Raw genomic sequence first — 17,134 nt, 5'->3', positions numbered from 1 at the left:
AGAGTCATTAATTTTTTCCCCCAATCCCCAATCCCCGGACACTGAGCGTAGTCGAAGTGCAATCCCCAGCCCCCAGTCCCCAGCCCCCAGTCCCTCATCTCCTATGGATCAACCGGAACAACCATCAATCAACGGCAAATATACTAACAACTCTGACCCATCTTTTGCTCAACAAGTGCAAAGGCTACATCAGTTGACAGTATACGGTAGGTGGTTGTTTGTCGGCTGTTTATGGCTGACTATTACACCTCTTTGCTTGTGGGATTTACATACAGAAGTTACTCTCTGGCAACAATATTTTACTTGGGTCGCACTGCGCTATGGACTGTTTTATCATCCACTGTCAACCCTTGGTTTAGCCTTTTGTATTGGTACGACTGCGGCTGTTTTAATTTGGCAAAGCCGGAATATTCTATTCGGACTACCACAGCAGGAAAAGCAACAATTAGAAAAACAAGTCTGCCGTATACGTCAACAGGGACAAACCCATCCTTTATGGAAGTGGATTTTTGAAACCCCCCGCAGCTAAAGCTGGGGGATTGTGTCACTGACGTTCCTGGGACTTTGAACATAGAAAATTAATTATGACTTATTTAACTTTGCAATTACCTCCTAATCTTAAATTTACGGATGAGGAATTTGAGCTTCTTGTTACTGTGAATAAAGAGTTGGGTTTAGAATTAACTGCTGAAGGAGAATTAGTCATTATGTCGCCCACTGGTGGAGAAACGGGGAATCGTAATTTTGATTTATTAGGTCAATTATGGTTTTGGAACAGTCAAAAAAAATTAGGGAAAGCTTTTGATTCGTCCACTGGTTTTAAACTTCCCAATGGTGCAACTCGTTCCCCTGATGCTTCATGGGTAAGGATGGAAAGATGGAATGCTCTCACACCAGAACAAAGGAAAAAATTCTTGCCATTATGTCCTGATTTTGCAGTGGAATTAGTTTCCGAAACTGATGAGGTGAAAGATACTCAAGCCAAGATGCAAGAATATTTAGCTGCGGGATTATTACTTGGTTGGTTAATCAACCCTAAAGATAAACAAGTAATAATTTATCATCCTCATCAAGCACCTGAAGTTTTACAATCTCCTACAAGTTTATCTGGGGAAGATATTCTACCTGGTTTTATTTTAAATTTAGAGCCAATTTTTGCGTAAGCCAGTTGTTTATAAGAAGAATTCAGGAGTCAGTATGAATTCTGTGCGAGTGGGTGATAGCGCAGCGTAAAGCCTACAGACTGGCTTCTCTACGAAAGTCTGCGAACGTCTGAATATTGGTTAAAAGCGAGTGGAATGGTGGGCGAAACTAGTATTAAATATTCTTCCTAAATTGAAACTCTATTCCTTTATGGGTAAAGGATTCTGAATGCTGAATGCTGTATTCTGACTCCTGGTTTATCTGTAGCAAAATTTGTCAGAATAGAGATTACATTTGGTAAAAATACCGCTAACATCAAGTGTTATCAATGAATTATTCTCAGATTCAATTTAGCGATCGCCATTCGGAAATTGACCTTTACCAATTACAAGAGTTATTCAATCTTGCAGCTTTTTGGGCTAAAGGACGCAGCATCGAAGATTTAGGTATCGCTATTGCCAACAGCGATCCAGTAATTTCTGTCTGTGATAACAAACAACTGATAGGCTTTGCTAGGGCGACTTCTGATTGCATCTATCGCGCTACGATTTGGGATGTTGTTATTCACCCAGACTATCGTGAGATGGGCTTGGGAAACAAATTAGTGGAAACAGTGTTGAGTCATCCCCGCGTGAGATTGGTTGAACGTGTATATTTAATGACAACTCACCAGCAGGGATTCTATAAAAAAATCGGTTTTCAGTCCAACACAACCACCACAATGGTGTTATACAACCAATCCAGCCTTACTTCTCTGACAGCTGCAGAAATTCAGGTTCAGGAATCAATAGGGGGATAGAAACTTGTAGTCTGGTAAATTGATCAGCTGCTTCCTTGGTGATGGGAGATGAAACAATCTCTAGCTTTCCTCCCATCGTCTCCAACAAAGTTTGATTGAGTAATAGTTTCATTCCCGGAGAAAGAGTCGGATGCTCTTTACCAGTCTGAGGTAGCTTGTCTTCAGAATTGACAAAATCGATAGATTTGATGAAATCTATCGACTCACTCCAAGGCAAAGCATTGGCTGGTATATCCAACCAAATGTTGACAGAATCATTACTTAGTGAAACATTACTAGAAATACAGATACTGCCTTCCTCCATCTGAGTAATAGCGGTATCTACTAAATTTACCAATACCTGGCGTAACCATCTAGGGTCTGCGACAACATAAATATCTGGATCTGCGGGTAGCACTTGTAAGGGAAAATTCCGATTTGCTGCCAACAGATAAATTAATTGATAGACTTCTTGCAAAACTTCAGCTAGCGCTAGCGGCTGGATATCTAATTTGTGGGTTCCATGATCTGTTCTGGCGACACGGAGAATTTCATCAATCAGCTTCAGCAATTTCAGCGCCCGTTCGTGGGCTTGAGCAATAAATTCTCGCTCTTCAGCCCGATCTTCGCACAAATCCGACAAAATTAACTGGTGTAAGCCGATCAGACCATTTAGAGGCGATCGCAATTCATGAGTAGTCCGTGCCAAAAAACCCGCTTTAAACTGGCTCATTTCCCAAACCATTTGGTATGCCAGTTGCAGTTGCTGCAATTGTTGCAGGATCTGTTGCTCTTTTAGCGTGACGGGGGATGAGCTAACTGTGGCATTTGATTTTCGCACAAATAACCAACATAATCCCGTCCCTAGTGCCATTCCTGCACCTAGATATAACCAGTTGCTCCAATTTATCATTTAGCAAATATTAACTTTTTTATTGACGACAATGATGCAAAATCAAGCCCTGGATTTCCCCTTTTATAGGCTCAACTCCAGTTCTTTAATTCGTAGACGCAATTAAAAATTTTTCTGTTTCTTACTAAGTAACCCAAGTTCCTAGCTCACTGCGTCCGTAGTTAAATTTATTCTCTATGGCCAATGCCCCATACCTAGTCTTAACTCTTAGATGTGAGATTCACACAGAGAAAACAACATTATAGCCATCTAGCCTTTTTCAGGTTAAAAATTTAACTTAATTGCACCCTGTCGTAAAATTTGCCAATTCGTCCCCGTCCATTTAGCAACGGTGGAAGGTAAACCCATCCCTGATATTTCTCCCTGAAATTGTGGTTCTTTGAGAGTTAGAACTTCAGGGAACTGCGCCTCAATCTCTGCCATCGTCTGCAAGGGAGGCTGACCAGAAAAATTGGCACTAGTGGTAGCCAGTGGACCTGTTTGAGCCAAAATAGCTTGGGCGATCGCACTTGCTGGAACTCTGACACCAATTGTCGTGGGGTCAGTGGGATTCATCACTTTTGGCACTATCGCCGACGCTGGCAATACTAATGTTACCGCTCCTGGCCAATATTTGTGCGCTAATTCTTGCCAAATTTGATACTCTAAATCACTGCCTTGGACGTAAGTCCATAAATCTGACTCACTAGCTGCCATCAAAATCAATGGTTTATCTTGACTCCGCTGTTTAGCTGCAAAAATTAATGCGGCTTTATCTGGTAAAGCCGCCAATGCAGGAACTGTATCTGTCGGAAAGCTAACTAAAGAGCCAGCACGTGCCCCTGTGATCAGGGCTTCTAAAGTAACCTGTGTCATATCAGTTATCAGTTACTTGTACTGAGCGGAGTCGAAGTATCAGTTATCAGTTATCAGGCGTATCGGCATAGGTAAAGAAGCGTCCTGACGGGTTCGCCACTTGGTCTACGTGGGGAGACTTCGACCCAGAGATACATAGAACACCGATAACTATCGACTGTTAAACAACAGGACTTACGCAAGTGCCATATTTTTTTTCGTTGAGGTTGTCAAAAATCCAAAAACCTTGACCCTTGACCCTTGACTCTTACACCAGAAAATATATGAGCCAGTTGCGTAAGTCCTAAACAACTATTTCACCACTCAGCACTGACATAAGCAAGGGCAAAGCGTTCAATGCCAGCTAAATCAGCATGAATTTGAATGTCGTAATAACTACCGTGATTTTGCAACAGTTCTCGGACAGTATCTGCCTGTCCTGCCATCATCTCAATCAGCCAGACACCACCAGTCCGCAAATAAGCCGGGGATACCTCGATTAAATGGCGGATGGCATCTAAGCCATCCGCACCCCCATCTAGAGCTAAATGTGGTTCATGGTGAAACACTTCTGGTTGCAGGGTAGGTAAGGTACTAGTGGGGATATAAGGCGGGTTGGATACCAAACCACTAAATTGACCTTTGAGGGCTGCTAGTGGCTCCCACCAGGAACCTTGATAAAATCGCATCCGGTGGGCTAGCCCTAAATTATGGGCGTTGGCTTGGGCGATCGCTAAAGCTTCTGGGCTGTAATCAACAGCGTGAATTGTAGACTCCGGAAACACGCTTGCTAATCCCAGAGCGATCGCCCCACTACCAGTCCCCAAATCCGCCCAGTTTCCTGAGGGTAGATTAACAGCGGCTTCCACAGCTAAATCAATCAAGCATTCTGTTTCTGGTCTGGGAATCAAAACTGCACTCGACACAGCAATGTCAAACTGTCGCCAAGGAGTCACACCCGCAATGTACTGTACTGGTAAGCGGTCATGTAATCGTCGCTGCCACAGTTGGTCTAAATCATCTAAAGAAAACTTCAGTTGCATCTGAGGCCAATCTTTAAAAGATTCTAAACGCAATGCCAAGCGGTCTAACCCAGCTACCTCCAAGAGTAGCCAATCTACCTCTGCCGGTGGGACATTACTAGCGATCGCTGAGGCGATCGCCTGATGTCGCCACCGCCAAAGTTGTAAACCAGAAACCACTTTTAGCCGTTGATCCCTCATTCTTTAACGTTGCTTGGGCTTCGCTGGCTGAGAATTATTCCGATTGGGCGCTACAGCAGGAGTTTTAGGAGCGTTATTATCCCTAGGTAACGTCTGGATATATTGTCTAGATTCTGCAGATGGCACTAAAACAACTTGATTCAGCCACGAATCGTTTTTATCTTGTAAGGTTTTAATGACTCCATCTACGTCAATTACTTGAATATCAGCTTTGGGATACTTTGGCTTCACCTGTCCCAATAAGCCTTGTGCATCTTGCTTGCTCAAAAACAAAGGAATTAATTGCTGTTTGTCAGCTGTCATTTGAATTGGCACATAACCCTGATCTGGCGCAAATCTCACCGCAAAAACAGGTACGCTTTTAAACTGATCTACCTTTTGACCACTTTGTTGCAGCAACTCCAACGCCCCTTTAATTTCCTGATCTACAGGTTTAAAAGCAAATAACAGCCGATTATCTTGGTTTTTGGTTTGTTGCAATTGTTGATAAATTACTCCCAGAGGCACAGCTGTAACCTGGAGGTTTTTGGCGATTTCTTCCAGTTTTGGATCTTTGCCTTTAGCACTCCGCAGTTCATTGATGAAGGTCTGAGCCTCTTGGCGACTCAGATAAACCCCTGTGACGGAACCTCCCTTTTTTGGACCGCTTTGCGCTTCCGGTAATGCACGACTTAAAGGTAAGCCTTTCTCGTTAGTAATCAAGTAAACGGGGACAGAGTCTAATTTGTCTTTGATTTGTTGTTCTGACAATGCCAAGACGGGAAAACTTCCTGCAAAGACCGCTCCCAGCAGAGTACTCCCGACTAAACCTAATGTCGCGCCCCAGCGAACTAATGATTTCATGACTGCTCCTCGCATCAATAATTCAATTTAAGTCAGACAAACAGTTGGATTTGCACAGCACCAACTTGTTTTAGTTATATAGCAATCCATTTCAGATGTGAAAAAATTGTGGCAACTGTTGAATTTTTATAGTCAGCGCTCAACAGGCGATACTAAATCCAGTTTATAAACCTTTTTTTCTAGCCTGCCCAGCAAAAGGAGGGTTTCCTTCCTGGCGACTTCTCTGTGTAACACTGACTCGTTGTGACGACCCAAAAATCTGTCATCTCAATGAGTCACAGCTTCTGGTGTTGTCGCCAGCCATTGACTGTACTCAAGCTGTGCTGTTCTCAATTTTGTCTTGTTACTTACCGCTAAATGCAGTAACCGCTTTTTATCCGCTGCTCTCCAGTGGCGAAAAATTTCTCCAACCAATGAAGCGATAAATGCCATTTAACTACCTTTCCTATTTATGAATGACGCCATTTTATAGTTAATCGTTCCAACTGCTTTAGCTTGAATATCTCCTCAAATTTGTACAATACGCAGCATTAAGGCTACTAGTTGCTGAAGATCAACTTTGTCTGTTATTCCTCATACAACAGGCTAATCACATAACGGCTACATGAGACTTTCCGGAGAAAATATCTAATTTCAAAGCACATTTATTTACCAAGACAACTCCTAGTGAAATATTGATTTCTGATAGAAAACATAAAAAACCCTAGACACGCTGTTAGTTCTAGGGTTTTTTGATTGACAATTTCAAATCGGGATGACAGGATTTGAACCTGCGGCATCCTGCTCCCAAAGCAGGCGCGCTACCAAGCTGCGCTACATCCCGTCTAGATCAATCTAGTCTTGCTAGTTTGTTTCTAATGCTAACTAACGGCTTCACTACTTAGCCCATGTAACATAGCTTAACTAAAGCATTATTACTAATATATCATATCTAATGGCTTTTCGCTCATCTCTTTTAATATCCGCAAATAAGAAATTAGTTTTATGCTGATACTCCAAAAACGTTGAATACCCATTGAGCCTGATAATCAGACATGTGTTTGCCTGTTGTCCAAGGCTCTGAAAACTGCATCACATTCAAGAAAGTCAAGCAATTACAGTCGATTTTATTGGTCTTTAAGCTTAATGAGGATACCAAAACATGCCTTTAATGCCTTCTGGATCAGCCATGAAACCCATAGTCCGGTAAAAATCTACCACATGGGGGTCAGCAAAGAGAGTGACATTACTAATTTCTTCACTCCGCAATTTTTTGAGGACATATTTCATCAGCGATTTACCCAGACCTTTACCTTGAAAGTCTGGATGAACGACTACATCCCAAATAGTGGCATTAAACGCATGATCTGAGGTAGCACGGGCAAAACCAATCAGCCGACGTTTGTTTCCTCGCACTTGCCACATTGTGGCCACGAGAAAACTATGCTCTATAGCTTTTTTAACTTTTCTCAGGGGACGACGCGACCAACCGACTGCATCACAGAGTTCTTCGAGTTCATACAGGTCGATATCTCGCTCCGTACTGAAAACTATGCGTTCTGCGCTGCGCGCAGTGACTGAGGGGTCGCTATTAGGGCTAGAATTACCCATAGCTTCCGCACTCATCTCTTCAAAGGAAGTTGTTTTGTTTGTCGCCGTAGATTCAGAAGTACTAAACCAAGTTTTCCAAAAACCCATGCCAACGTGGTTCGGGTAGTATAACTGAATTGGTTTCCACTATTTTAAAGTGGTGATTCACATTTCGCAAAAGCTCAAGCCATTTGCTGCCCCTCATACTCAAAACTCGTTTTGAGTGTTTCAGGAGTTCTCTATGGCAACAGCTCTTGAGGGTGTGTTTCACACCAATCACTTTCAACTTTAGCATTTTGTTGTAAAGCTAGGAGAAATTCACCAAAAGGGAAGGATATGAGTGTGAATTGATATAAGGGATTAGGGAATAAGGCACGAGAAATAGGGGATCAAGTATGAAAGGGAACTCTTAATGGGCAACAGGAAAAATTCAGCTACCCACAATATGCTCTTAATGTAGGTAGGGTGGGTATCGCCCAATACTGTTCATTTAAGCCCATAATCCTTGGTAGAGACGCAAAATTGGACTTCGTCCCGCTGTGCTAATGCGTCTCTTCAGGTGGTCTAAAATCAGTAGCAAAAATCCTTAACTGAACCTTATTGGGTATCGCCCACCAACACAAACATCAACGTTCCAGGCAAAGTGAGGCATAGCCCCACCTACAAAAAATGCGTTATTCCAACTTTTACAGGATGTCAGGTATTAGGCATTGAGTATTGGGAAAAATCTTCTCAGTACTCAGTCCCCAATCCCTGGTCTCCAGTCCTTAATCCCCGGCCGACAAAAGCAAGCGAGTCTAACCACCAAAGATGGCTTCTGGTTTAAAATCTTCGACATTGGAACTTCTAAAGCGCTTTAATCGAGCGTTTCCCCAGTTTTATGAGCAATTTGTTAGCAGTGAGATTCAACTGCAAAATTTACGGTTAGCCTACCGTCTCTATAAAACCAGACGCGCCGTGATAGAGCTGAAACCGGAAGGTAGCAAAAGTGCCCTGCATTTTGCCTACCGTAATCAGTCTTTTCTTCTCAGCGATATTTTTGGTGTGCTGGCTGCCTATGGGCTGACTATCCACGGTCTAAGTCTATACGGACAAATCCGCCCACCAATGTTAGTTTTTATCAAACTTTTGGTGTCTCGTGGCAGCAAAGCCCTTACTGATAAAACTGCCGATAATGTCTGTCGGGCCATTCGCGAAGCTCTAGGAGGGCGGTTTGAGGTAGAGGAAATGCTGGCAGTAGAATTTAACCTTGACACTGGTTTAGAGCAGGTACAAACTGAGTTCTACGTAGATCCGGTCTTTCATCTTCCGGCTCTAGTGATTGAAGCCCATAATCAACCGGGATTATTTTACAAAGTGATGTACGCCATTTGGCAGGAAGACTTGCTGGTGGTCAATGCCAATTTGTTGGTTTGGCGTGGACGTACACGGCTAATTCTCTATTTACTGGGACCGAATGAAAGCCTCATTCCTGAATATCTAGGGCACAAAATTGCTGAAGGGGTGCGACAGAGGTTGTTGGGTAAATGATACGAATTATGAATTATGCAGGAGGAAATTTTCAGTTTCCCGACTTTCTCAATTTCTGTATTTAGTCGCGCCCGCTCTTAAGGGTACGATATTAAATATGGCAACTATCGAAATCTTGGGCGTACCACACGCATATGAGCTAACGGCTCCCACGTCTTACCCCCATGCTTTAGTTTTTATCCACGGTTGGCTGAATAGCCGTGGATACTGGCAGCCTGTGATTTCTCGCCTATCAATAGATTTGCAGTGCTTATCTTATGATTTGAGGGGTTTTGGTGAGTCTCAATCCCAGGCAGAAACAGATTTTAGTCAGGCACAAGTTTCTGTAAGCCTGACTGCTAGTTATAGTAGTAGTGCAATTGACTCACCCTTCGATTCTCCTTATACTCCATCTGCCTATGCTCAGGATTTAGCTATTCTCCTACAACAGTTGAACATTACCAGTGCTTGGTTAATTGGTCACTCTTTGGGGGGTACGATCGCTCTTTGGGCGGCGGCTCAGATGCCTGATTGTGTTAAGGGAGTTATTTGTATCAATGCGGGTGGTGGCATTTATCTAAAGGAAGCTTTCGAGCAGTTTCGTTCGGCGGGACAGCGATTTTTGCAAGTCCGCCCTCGTTGGCTGTCCCAGATACCTTTGATTGATTTGCTGTTTACTAGAGCTAGTGTGGTGCGTCCTTTGGATCGTTTTTGGGCACGTCAGCGAGTGATTGATTTCGTTGTGGCTGATCCAGAGGCGGCGCTAGGAAGTCTCCTCGATTCTACGACTGAAGAGGAAATTAATCATTTACCTCAGTTGGTATCTCAGTTGCAGCAACCAGTTTATTTTTTGGCTGGAACTCAAGACAAGGTGATGGAACCTAAGTATGTCCGTCATTTAGCTAGCTTTCACCGATTGTTTCAGTACTGCGGGGATAATGTGATTGAAATTCCTGACTGTGGTCACTTGGCTATGTTAGAGCAGCCAGACGTAGTTGCTAATCATATTCGGTCGATTGTTAGTTGTTAATTTGGCATTTGGCATTTGTCATTTGTGAAGAGTCAAGAGTCAAGAGTCAAGAGTCAAGGGTCAAGAGTCAAGGGTCAAGAGTCAAGAGTCAAGGGTCAAGAATGATTATCCCCAGTCCCCAGTCCCCAGTCCCCAGTCCCCAGTCCCCAGTCCCTATTCCCATTGATATAACTTCATCACTTGGGTGAGTGAGAGCCTGGATTCGACGCCGAGGGAGAGGGGGGATGTATGACCGAGGGAGAGGTGGTTGGCGGCTGCACAGGCGATCATGGCAGCGTTATCGGTACAGAATTTTAAGGGGGGGAATAGGACACGTAGGTTGTGTTTATTTGATGCTGCTTGTAAATTTTTTCTCAGACCACTATTAGCTGCCACACCTCCACCAACAGCGATGGTGTCTAAACCGTGGTCGATCGCACAGGCGATCGCTCTTTTGGTGAGCGATCGCGCTACAGTTTCTTGAAAGCTGGCTGCTACGTCTGCTATTGGCACATTGCCCCGTTCTTTCTCTAGCTGTTGCACTAAACGCAGTACTGCAGTCTTTAACCCACTAAAACTGCCATCGTAGGGATGATATCCCCCACCTGGTAGAGAAACTTTCCCTTCTGGCAATGCAAAGGCTTGGGGATTCCCCTGTTGTGCCAATTTATCAATGACTGGGCCGCCGGGATAACCCAGCTTTAACAGCCGCGCTACTTTATCAAAGGCTTCTCCGGCTGCATCATCTCGGGTTTGTCCTAGGGTTTCGTAATTACCACACTCCTTGACGTAAATCAAGCTTGTATGTCCGCCGGAAACTAGTAAGCTAAGAAAAGGGGGATGTAAACTTGGTTCACTCAGGTAAGTTGCGTAAATGTGACCTTCGAGGTGATGAACTCCCAAAAATGGCTTTTTGTGTACCATCGCTAGGGTTTTGGCAGCAGTTAAACCCACTAACAGCGCTCCTACGAGTCCAGGGGCGCAGGTGGCGGCTATGCCATCAATTTGGCTCCAGTTTAGTTGGCTTTGCTCCAATGCTTGGGCGATCGCCTGATTGAGGGTTTCCAGGTGTTCGCGGGAAGCTACCTCTGGCACTACCCCACCATACTGCTGATGGATAGGAATTTGCGAGGCAATAATACTGCTGTAAACCTGACGATTGTTAACAATTGCTACGGCAGTTTCATCACAGCTAGTTTCGATGGCTAAAACGGTTGTCATTGAGAGTGCTGAGTCCTAAGTCCTGAGTCCTGAGTAGTAGGGAAAAAATATTGCTTGTTTACTACCCTACTACAACAATTCCTATGCTCGGCACCTGTTACTCAGCACTCGCTACTCAGGACTCAGCACTAATTTTGGTTGAGAAGCTTTAACTTTTATTTACTTAAACTTTACTCGGTTCCCAGCCAAGAGTATGATGACTTGCTAGTTATGCAAATTAAAGACTGTACAAGCCGCTTCGTTTTGTACAAGAAACTTTTTGTTTTGTAATAAAAGGAAACAACTCCATGCGACGATTGTTTGCTTTGCTGTTAGCTGTAAGTCTTTGGTTCAATTTTGCCCCACCAGCACAAGCCTTGGGCGCTAACTTGACACCCTGCAAAGACACTCCTGCATTCCAGGAATTAGCAGCAAATGCCCGGAATACCACTTCTGATCCCGAAGGCGGGAAAAAGAGATTCGAGCGTTATTCTCAGGCGCTATGCGGCCCTGAGGGTTATCCCCACCTGATTGTTGATAGTCGTCTAGATCATGCTGGTGACTTCCTAATTCCCAGCATTCTCTTCCTCTACATCACGGGTTGGATTGGTTGGGTAGGTCGTGCCTATCTACAAGCCATCAAAAAGGGATCTGACGCTGAACAAAAAGAAGTCCAGATTGATCTTGCTGTCGCATTACCAATCATTGCCACAGGTTTTGCTTGGCCTGCGGCTGCTGTCAAAGAATTCTTGTCCGGCGAATTAACCGCCAAGGATTCGGAAATCACCATTTCCCCACGATAATTCAGCTTCAGTCATTCACTGGTTTTGGAGACTAAAATTATGGCAGACAAAGGCGATTCAAAATCCTACTTTGTTACGTTTTTGACTACAGCACCTGTGATCACTACCATTTGGTTGACGATTACAGCAGGCATTTTGATTGAATTTAACCGCTTTTTCCCAGACCTCCTTTTCCACCCCCTACCATAAGTAGAATAGGAAATTTCTGAGATTTTGGTGCTTTGTCTTGCACCTAACATGATCTATTTAGGTTGCTTGACATAAGTGAAGTGAAACTATCACTCTAAATAGGCACTTAAAATGTTTTTATGAAACTCGTAATGCTGTTTACAGGTTGCGAGTTTCATACTTTGAAAAACAGGTAAATTAATTTTTCTAAACTTCTCTATCAAAAAGCTTCTTTGGCGACAATTATTATTAATATAAAAATGCTACCTTTCTAAATTTTAGAGGCGAACACAAAATATGGCGCAAGCAGTAGACGCATCAAAAAATCTCGCCAGCGATCCGAGAAATCGGGAAGTTGTTTTTCCTGCAGGACGCGACCCCCAAATTGGCAATCTAGAAACCCCAGTTAATTCTTCTCCTGTGGTCAAGTGGTGGATTAATAATCTGCCTGCATATCGCCCTGGTCTAACTCCATTCAGACGCGGGTTAGAGATTGGCCAAGCTCATGGATACCTTCTATTTGGGCCTTTTGCTAAATTGGGTCCCCTGCGGGATACAGCTAGCGCTGACCTAGCTGGGTTATTGGGAGCCATTGGCTTGGTTGTGGTTCTTACCGCTACCCTATCTATATACGCCAATAGCAATCCTCCCAAGGCACTTGCGAGTGTAACTGTACCTAATCCTCCAGCAGATGCTTTTAATTCCAAAGAAGGCTGGAATAACTTTGCCAGTGCTTTCTTAATTGGTGGTATTGGTGGTGCAGTAGTAGCTTACTTCTTGACGATCAATTTAGAATTGATTCAAGGTTTAGTCGGTTAATTTAGTAATTAGTCAATAAACCTACAGCAAAAGTCAATTTTTCAGAAATTAAACCACGGATAAATATAGATAATTCATCTCTGTGTTTATCTGTGGTTTCTTTTGGCTTATTCACTTTTTAACAACCTTTCCTGTCTCATATCTTGCACTCTTGCACTGGAAGTCGCGGCTACACAGGCAAAACCCGCCTATCGCGCTTGCGCTGCGCGAAGCGCACCACGCGGGTTAAAAACCTTGATTTGCCGTTAGTCCGCGCAGGCGGACTTTGTTTGTATAGCCGCGATTTCTAATCGCTAGGGCTAGGTGCAAGATGTGATCTGTCAGAGCGATCGCACTTGCTCATCTTACCGATCGCTTTTTTAAATTCAGTCGATGATTATTTAGACTTTTGTAGAGAACGCGGTGAAGAGCCTGATAAGCCGTTCTCTGGTAAGTTTATAGTCAGGATTAATCCTGACTTACACAAAATAATTGCCGTCAAAGCCAAAAAAGAGGGACAAAGTCTTAATTCTTGGATAGAAAAACGCCTGTGTGAGTATGCTAGATAACTGCTTGCTAGTTATGTTAACAAAGGACACATAGCTCTATTACTTGTGTCCCTTGCTGATTATTAAAAAATGGTCAGGTGTGGGGATAGGAAATTATCCAAATACAGCTGCTTCAATGGCATTCAAAGCAGTTTCAAAATCGTCATTAACGATTTGCATATCAAATTCGTCTGCAGCCTGAATTTCTGTTTGAGCGCAGCTTAGACGACGGGCGATCGCTTCTTCAGCGTCTTGGGCACGACCGCGGATGCGTTTCTCTAATTCATCAAAGGAAGGCGGTAAAATAAAAATGCTTTGGGCACTGGGGAAAGAACGACGGATTTGTCTTGCACCCTCTAGCTCAATTTCCAGCACTACCAATTTGCCAGACTTGACTTGATTCAACACAGCTTCACGAGGAGTGCCGTAATAATTACCAGCAAATTCTGCCCACTCCAGGAATTCACCTTGAGCAACTAATTGTTCAAACTTACTGCGGCTAATAAAGTAATAATTTTTACCGTTGATTTCTCCTGGACGGGGAGAACGCGTCGTCACGGATACAGAATAGTACAGTTCCGGATGACGCTGCAAAAGCGATCGCATTAAAGTACCTTTGCCGACTCCACTAGGGCCGGTTAAAACAATCAGCCTCCCCGGAGGCAAACATTCTCTAGTAGTAGCACCACTCTGGATGGGTAGAACTTGCATCATCCGCTAAACCTGTGAATTAATCAATAGACATTATTCATTAGTCTGTATCCTGGTGTTCGTTTTCAGGATAACTGTTGACTAAGGAATTTGTAGCACGGGTGACAGAAAAACCGTCTAATTCACATAGTACCGCTGAAATGTAGCAAATAGGGATAGGGTTATTAACCCACCCTAGTTAATTATCTACAACTTGATGCTCCCGAGAAATCACGAAGCGATTGGCTACCGTTTCCGGTTGTATCGCGGAAAGAATTACGTGGCTGGAATCAGTGATAATTACAGCCCTAGTCCGGCGACCATAAGTTGCGTCAACTAGCTGACCTCTGTCCCTGGCATCGGTAATGATCCGCTTAATCGGGGCAGACTCTGGACTAACAATAGCAACGACTCGATTAGCAGACACGATGTTGCCAAAACCGATGTTGATTAGCTGAATCTCCATAAAAAATTAGCACCAAATGCTGGTAAGTAATTTATTTACATGTTATCCCTAAAAAATGGGAGTTACAACGATTAAATTCACGCCAGCTTTAGTTTTTAAAGAGCAAATGCTTTTTTTAGCTCTTTTATCCGCCAATCTTACTTAAAATCTATCCAATGACACATGAAAAATCATCCCAATACCAGTTATCACTAATTGCTTTAATTTATTTCAGGACTAGAGACGCTGGATGCAACACCTCTAAATAGATGCAAATGACGTAAATCAAGTTGTGCGATCGCCAGCAGTCTTCTTCAGCCCTTCCCATCTTTGTCGTAATTGCTGTAAGTTAGGCGTGTTACCACCATAACGCCAGCCAACATAGGCTTGACAAATTTCATCTATTACTTCAGCCGTGGCTGGGGCGTGATGCTGATATGAACCTTTGGCATACTCTAGGGGTGTTTGGGCTGGATGCTTACTCAGACCTTTTTTTGCTACCCATTGCAGCATTTGTTGATAAAGGCTTTCCATTGGTGGTAATCTCTTCAACCGCCGACGGCTACGCCATTCGCGCCACTGTAGCCAGCCCAGCCAACCAAAGAAAGCTGTTGTCGTTGTCAAGATTAAACCAGTCAATATACCTAGCCAACCTTGGGTGAATAAAGCTAAAAACCAAACTATCGCTCTACTCAACCAGGTAAATATCATCCCAAGTACACGATCCAGTAAACCTGTAATTGGCGAAGGTAACCACCCAGCCACCCAATGCCAAAATTGGAGCAGAACACTAAAAGTTTGCGTATCCTCAATTGATGGGGGAATCAGGGGATGATTGGGAATGGGGTCAAAAGCAAACCAGCCATATTTGGGGAAATATACTTCCGTCATCGCGTAAGCATCAGTGTTCCGGACAACATACATCCCCGTAAATGGGTTAAATTGCCCTGCACCAAACCCCGCTACCAACCGTGCTGGGATACCAATGGAACGCAGCATCACCGTTAACACCGTGGAGAAATGATCTGGATAGCCGCCTTTATACTTGAATAAGAAAGCGTCTACTAAGTCATCTTTTTCTCCCAAAAAGGGCAAACCCAAGGGGTCTTTGGGAATAGAGTAGTGTTGCTTGAGGTATTGGGCTAAGTAGAGAACCTTTTCGTAGGTAGAATCCAGGGTTTTATAAGACTTTGCCACCCGTTCCCGATTGTAGTTGGCAAGAATTTCTTCAGTCCGTTGCTTGACTTTTGCCGCAATTTCTGGTGGGATTTCTAGATAATGATTTTTAATAGTTTTCGGATATTTATTAGCGGCTTGTCCTAATAAAGTGCGATCGCGGTGTGGTACATCCGAAATGACGGTGTAGGTGAGGTCTTCTGACAATCCTACGGGCGATCGCAGCCCATTTTCCTTGTCAACAGCAATTATTGGTGTAGGAAAGTAAATTTCCCTAGGGTGAGCCATCGCCGGAATCAGGTTAGGCAAATCCGCCACCACTGTATAAGTTTGTACCACCTCTTGGGTTTTACCAGAGATGAGCGGTGGAGGCAGAAAGATTTGATAAGACCAAGGCGATCGCTTAAGTGTGGTGACATCATCGTTGCGAGAAACCTCCCAGCCCTTACCTGTGTAGCGATCAAACGCCAAAACTCGCCAAAAACCCTCAGATTGCGATCGCACCCGCATCACCACCTTGGGTTTCATCTCTCCGCGCAGATTCTGATTAATTTGGCTATTAAAACCGTAATAAAAGCTATTATCCAGGCTTCCTGGTTTACCTGCTTGACCTTGTTTAACGCCACTACCACCACCACCCTGATTGCCAGTATTACCTTGGCGGACATAACCAGGATTAATAATACTACGCCCTGTAAACCCACTTTTAACCTGAATCGTAGAACTCACAGGAAAACTCCGCAGCTGATAGCCAGGGAATCGGGGTAACACAGCAAAAATTGCCAGTCCCAGCCCGACAATTAAACTAAAAAGTAAAAAGTAAAAAGGTAAAGCAGCAGGTAATTTTCTGGCTTTTCTCGTTGGTGTTTTAACTTTTACCTGTACCAAATCCAGTCTAGAGCGGTAATCTAAAGCTAAAGTTGGCAGTGCGATCGCTAAAAATAATAACAGCACAGGTGCAAAAGCCAACGTTTGACTCAGCGTCGCCGCCACACCCAACAAAATTAGCCCAATAACAATGGAATAGCCCAAGTCCTTGCGACGTGGCATATCAAAGCTGTGGAGAACCTGTAGTTGAATTAATAACTCTGCCAAACCCAGCCGGGTGTCATTCAATTCCCCAAACAACCGCCCAAAGAAAGCACCCAGTGCCACTAACATGCCGATGGCAATACAGAACTTGATTGTAATATTGGCATCGCGGCGATGATAGTAAGTCCAAACCGCACCCATGACACTCAGCGGTATAGCCCAAAGACTAAATTTCGTCTCCGCAGCGATATCCGTTGCCACAATTCCCGTAATTACCAACGCTAGCACCAGCACCCTTAAGGAAATTGAATTTTCCACTGCCATCAAAGGCGACTTCTGCCTGTTTTGCCACCAGTCATGACTCACAGGTGGACGCCAAAACCGATTCATCCTGGATAAATTAAACATTCTCAGCCTGAAAAAAGCGATGATGTAGACGCCATAGACCAATAT

The 17,134-nt window shown here is 43.8% G+C and carries 19 protein-coding genes and 1 tRNA gene; 9 read left to right on the top strand and 11 right to left on the bottom strand.

From position 1 onward, the window contains the following. The first annotated feature begins 103 nt into the window (after positions 1–103). The 3 genes from CAL7507_RS04360 (at position 104) to CAL7507_RS04350 (ending at position 1,942) form a co-directional block, all read left to right on the top strand. Positions 104–529, top strand: a complete 426-nt coding sequence (locus CAL7507_RS04360; RefSeq protein WP_015127215.1) for a hypothetical protein — start codon at positions 104–106, stop codon at positions 527–529. A gap of 55 nt (positions 530–584) precedes the next feature. Beyond that, entirely contained in the window at positions 585–1,163 is a 579-nt protein-coding gene (locus CAL7507_RS04355) for a Uma2 family endonuclease (protein ID WP_015127214.1), read from the top strand. Between the two features lie 308 nt (positions 1,164–1,471). Beyond that, complete coding sequence (locus CAL7507_RS04350) at positions 1,472–1,942, top strand: GNAT family N-acetyltransferase (protein WP_015127213.1); 471 nt, start codon at positions 1,472–1,474, stop codon at positions 1,940–1,942. On the opposite strand, the gene CAL7507_RS04345 is transcribed toward CAL7507_RS04350, so the two are convergent. The 7 genes from CAL7507_RS04345 to CAL7507_RS04320 all read right to left on the bottom strand — a co-directional run bounded on the left by CAL7507_RS04345 (position 1,890) and on the right by CAL7507_RS04320 (position 7,411). Then, a complete protein-coding gene (locus tag CAL7507_RS04345; RefSeq protein ID WP_042341798.1) occupies positions 1,890–2,831 on the bottom strand; it encodes a sensor histidine kinase KdpD in 942 nt (313 codons plus the stop codon). The two genes, CAL7507_RS04350 and CAL7507_RS04345, sit on opposite strands and share 53 nt — an antisense overlap. A 267-nt stretch (positions 2,832–3,098) precedes the next feature. After that, the gene (locus CAL7507_RS04340) at positions 3,099–3,689 is read right to left on the bottom strand and encodes an L-threonylcarbamoyladenylate synthase (RefSeq protein ID WP_015127211.1); all 591 of its coding nucleotides are present in this window, start codon (positions 3,687–3,689) and stop codon (positions 3,099–3,101) included. Between the two features lie 296 nt (positions 3,690–3,985). Beyond that, positions 3,986–4,891, bottom strand: coding sequence for a peptide chain release factor N(5)-glutamine methyltransferase (prmC, locus tag CAL7507_RS04335; RefSeq protein ID WP_015127210.1), 906 nt, complete (start codon positions 4,889–4,891; stop codon positions 3,986–3,988). 3 nt (positions 4,892–4,894) lie between these two features. After that, positions 4,895–5,734 carry a Tic22 family protein gene (locus CAL7507_RS04330; RefSeq protein ID WP_015127209.1) on the bottom strand — a complete coding sequence of 280 codons (840 nt, stop codon included), beginning with the start codon at positions 5,732–5,734 and terminating at the stop codon, positions 4,895–4,897. Between the two features lie 267 nt (positions 5,735–6,001). After that, a complete protein-coding gene (locus CAL7507_RS32205) occupies positions 6,002–6,166 on the bottom strand; it encodes a hypothetical protein (RefSeq protein WP_015127208.1) in 165 nt (54 codons plus the stop codon). Positions 6,167–6,483: 317 nt separating this feature from the next. Further along, positions 6,484–6,557: transfer RNA gene (locus tag CAL7507_RS04325), tRNA-Pro, on the bottom strand. Positions 6,558–6,856: 299 nt separating this feature from the next. Continuing rightward, positions 6,857–7,411 carry a GNAT family N-acetyltransferase gene (locus CAL7507_RS04320; RefSeq protein WP_015127207.1) on the bottom strand — a complete coding sequence of 185 codons (555 nt, stop codon included), beginning with the start codon at positions 7,409–7,411 and terminating at the stop codon, positions 6,857–6,859. A gap of 702 nt (positions 7,412–8,113) precedes the next feature. Between CAL7507_RS04320 and CAL7507_RS04315 the strand changes: the two genes are divergently transcribed. Beyond that, entirely contained in the window at positions 8,114–8,833 is a 720-nt protein-coding gene (locus CAL7507_RS04315; RefSeq protein WP_015127206.1) for a hypothetical protein, read from the top strand. A 97-nt stretch (positions 8,834–8,930) separates the two neighbouring features. After that, the gene (locus CAL7507_RS04310; protein ID WP_015127205.1) at positions 8,931–9,842 is read left to right on the top strand and encodes an alpha/beta fold hydrolase; all 912 of its coding nucleotides are present in this window, start codon (positions 8,931–8,933) and stop codon (positions 9,840–9,842) included. A gap of 153 nt (positions 9,843–9,995) precedes the next feature. Here CAL7507_RS04310 and tsaD read toward each other — a convergent pair whose 3' ends face one another. Beyond that, complete coding sequence (gene tsaD, locus CAL7507_RS04305; RefSeq protein ID WP_015127204.1) at positions 9,996–11,042, bottom strand: tRNA (adenosine(37)-N6)-threonylcarbamoyltransferase complex transferase subunit TsaD; 1,047 nt, start codon at positions 11,040–11,042, stop codon at positions 9,996–9,998. Positions 11,043–11,329: 287 nt separating this feature from the next. Between tsaD and CAL7507_RS04300 the strand changes: the two genes are divergently transcribed. From CAL7507_RS04300 to CAL7507_RS30490, 4 genes are all read left to right on the top strand, one after another. Further along, a complete protein-coding gene (locus tag CAL7507_RS04300) occupies positions 11,330–11,824 on the top strand; it encodes a photosystem I reaction center protein PsaF subunit III (RefSeq protein ID WP_015127203.1) in 495 nt (164 codons plus the stop codon). Between the two features lie 39 nt (positions 11,825–11,863). Beyond that, entirely contained in the window at positions 11,864–12,013 is a 150-nt protein-coding gene (gene psaJ, locus CAL7507_RS04295) for a photosystem I reaction center subunit IX (RefSeq protein WP_015127202.1), read from the top strand. Positions 12,014–12,289: 276 nt separating this feature from the next. Beyond that, positions 12,290–12,811, top strand: a complete 522-nt coding sequence (locus tag CAL7507_RS04290) for a photosystem I reaction center protein subunit XI (protein WP_015127201.1) — start codon at positions 12,290–12,292, stop codon at positions 12,809–12,811. A gap of 335 nt (positions 12,812–13,146) precedes the next feature. Next, positions 13,147–13,359: a type II toxin-antitoxin system HicB family antitoxin gene (locus CAL7507_RS30490; protein WP_236556875.1), complete on the top strand. Its 213-nt coding sequence runs from the start codon at positions 13,147–13,149 to the stop codon at positions 13,357–13,359. 93 nt (positions 13,360–13,452) lie between these two features. Here CAL7507_RS30490 and gmk read toward each other — a convergent pair whose 3' ends face one another. The 3 genes from gmk to CAL7507_RS04275 all read right to left on the bottom strand — a co-directional run bounded on the left by gmk (position 13,453) and on the right by CAL7507_RS04275 (position 17,071). Beyond that, the gene (gmk, locus tag CAL7507_RS04285; protein WP_015127200.1) at positions 13,453–14,052 is read right to left on the bottom strand and encodes a guanylate kinase; all 600 of its coding nucleotides are present in this window, start codon (positions 14,050–14,052) and stop codon (positions 13,453–13,455) included. A gap of 175 nt (positions 14,053–14,227) precedes the next feature. Continuing rightward, positions 14,228–14,494 (bottom strand): extracellular matrix/biofilm regulator RemA, encoded by a 267-nt coding sequence (remA, locus tag CAL7507_RS04280; RefSeq protein WP_015127199.1) that lies wholly within the window; start codon positions 14,492–14,494, stop codon positions 14,228–14,230. Positions 14,495–14,758: 264 nt separating this feature from the next. Then, positions 14,759–17,071 carry a DUF3488 and DUF4129 domain-containing transglutaminase family protein gene (locus CAL7507_RS04275; RefSeq protein ID WP_083862871.1) on the bottom strand — a complete coding sequence of 771 codons (2,313 nt, stop codon included), beginning with the start codon at positions 17,069–17,071 and terminating at the stop codon, positions 14,759–14,761. Positions 17,072–17,134: the final 63 nt, after the last annotated feature.

The sequence above is a fragment of the Calothrix sp. PCC 7507 genome (genome assembly GCF_000316575.1).
GTDB lineage: Bacteria > Cyanobacteriota > Cyanobacteriia > Cyanobacteriales > Nostocaceae > Fortiea.
The sequence above is the reverse complement of the archived record's forward strand: the minus strand, read 5'-3'. Positions and strand labels throughout refer to the sequence as shown.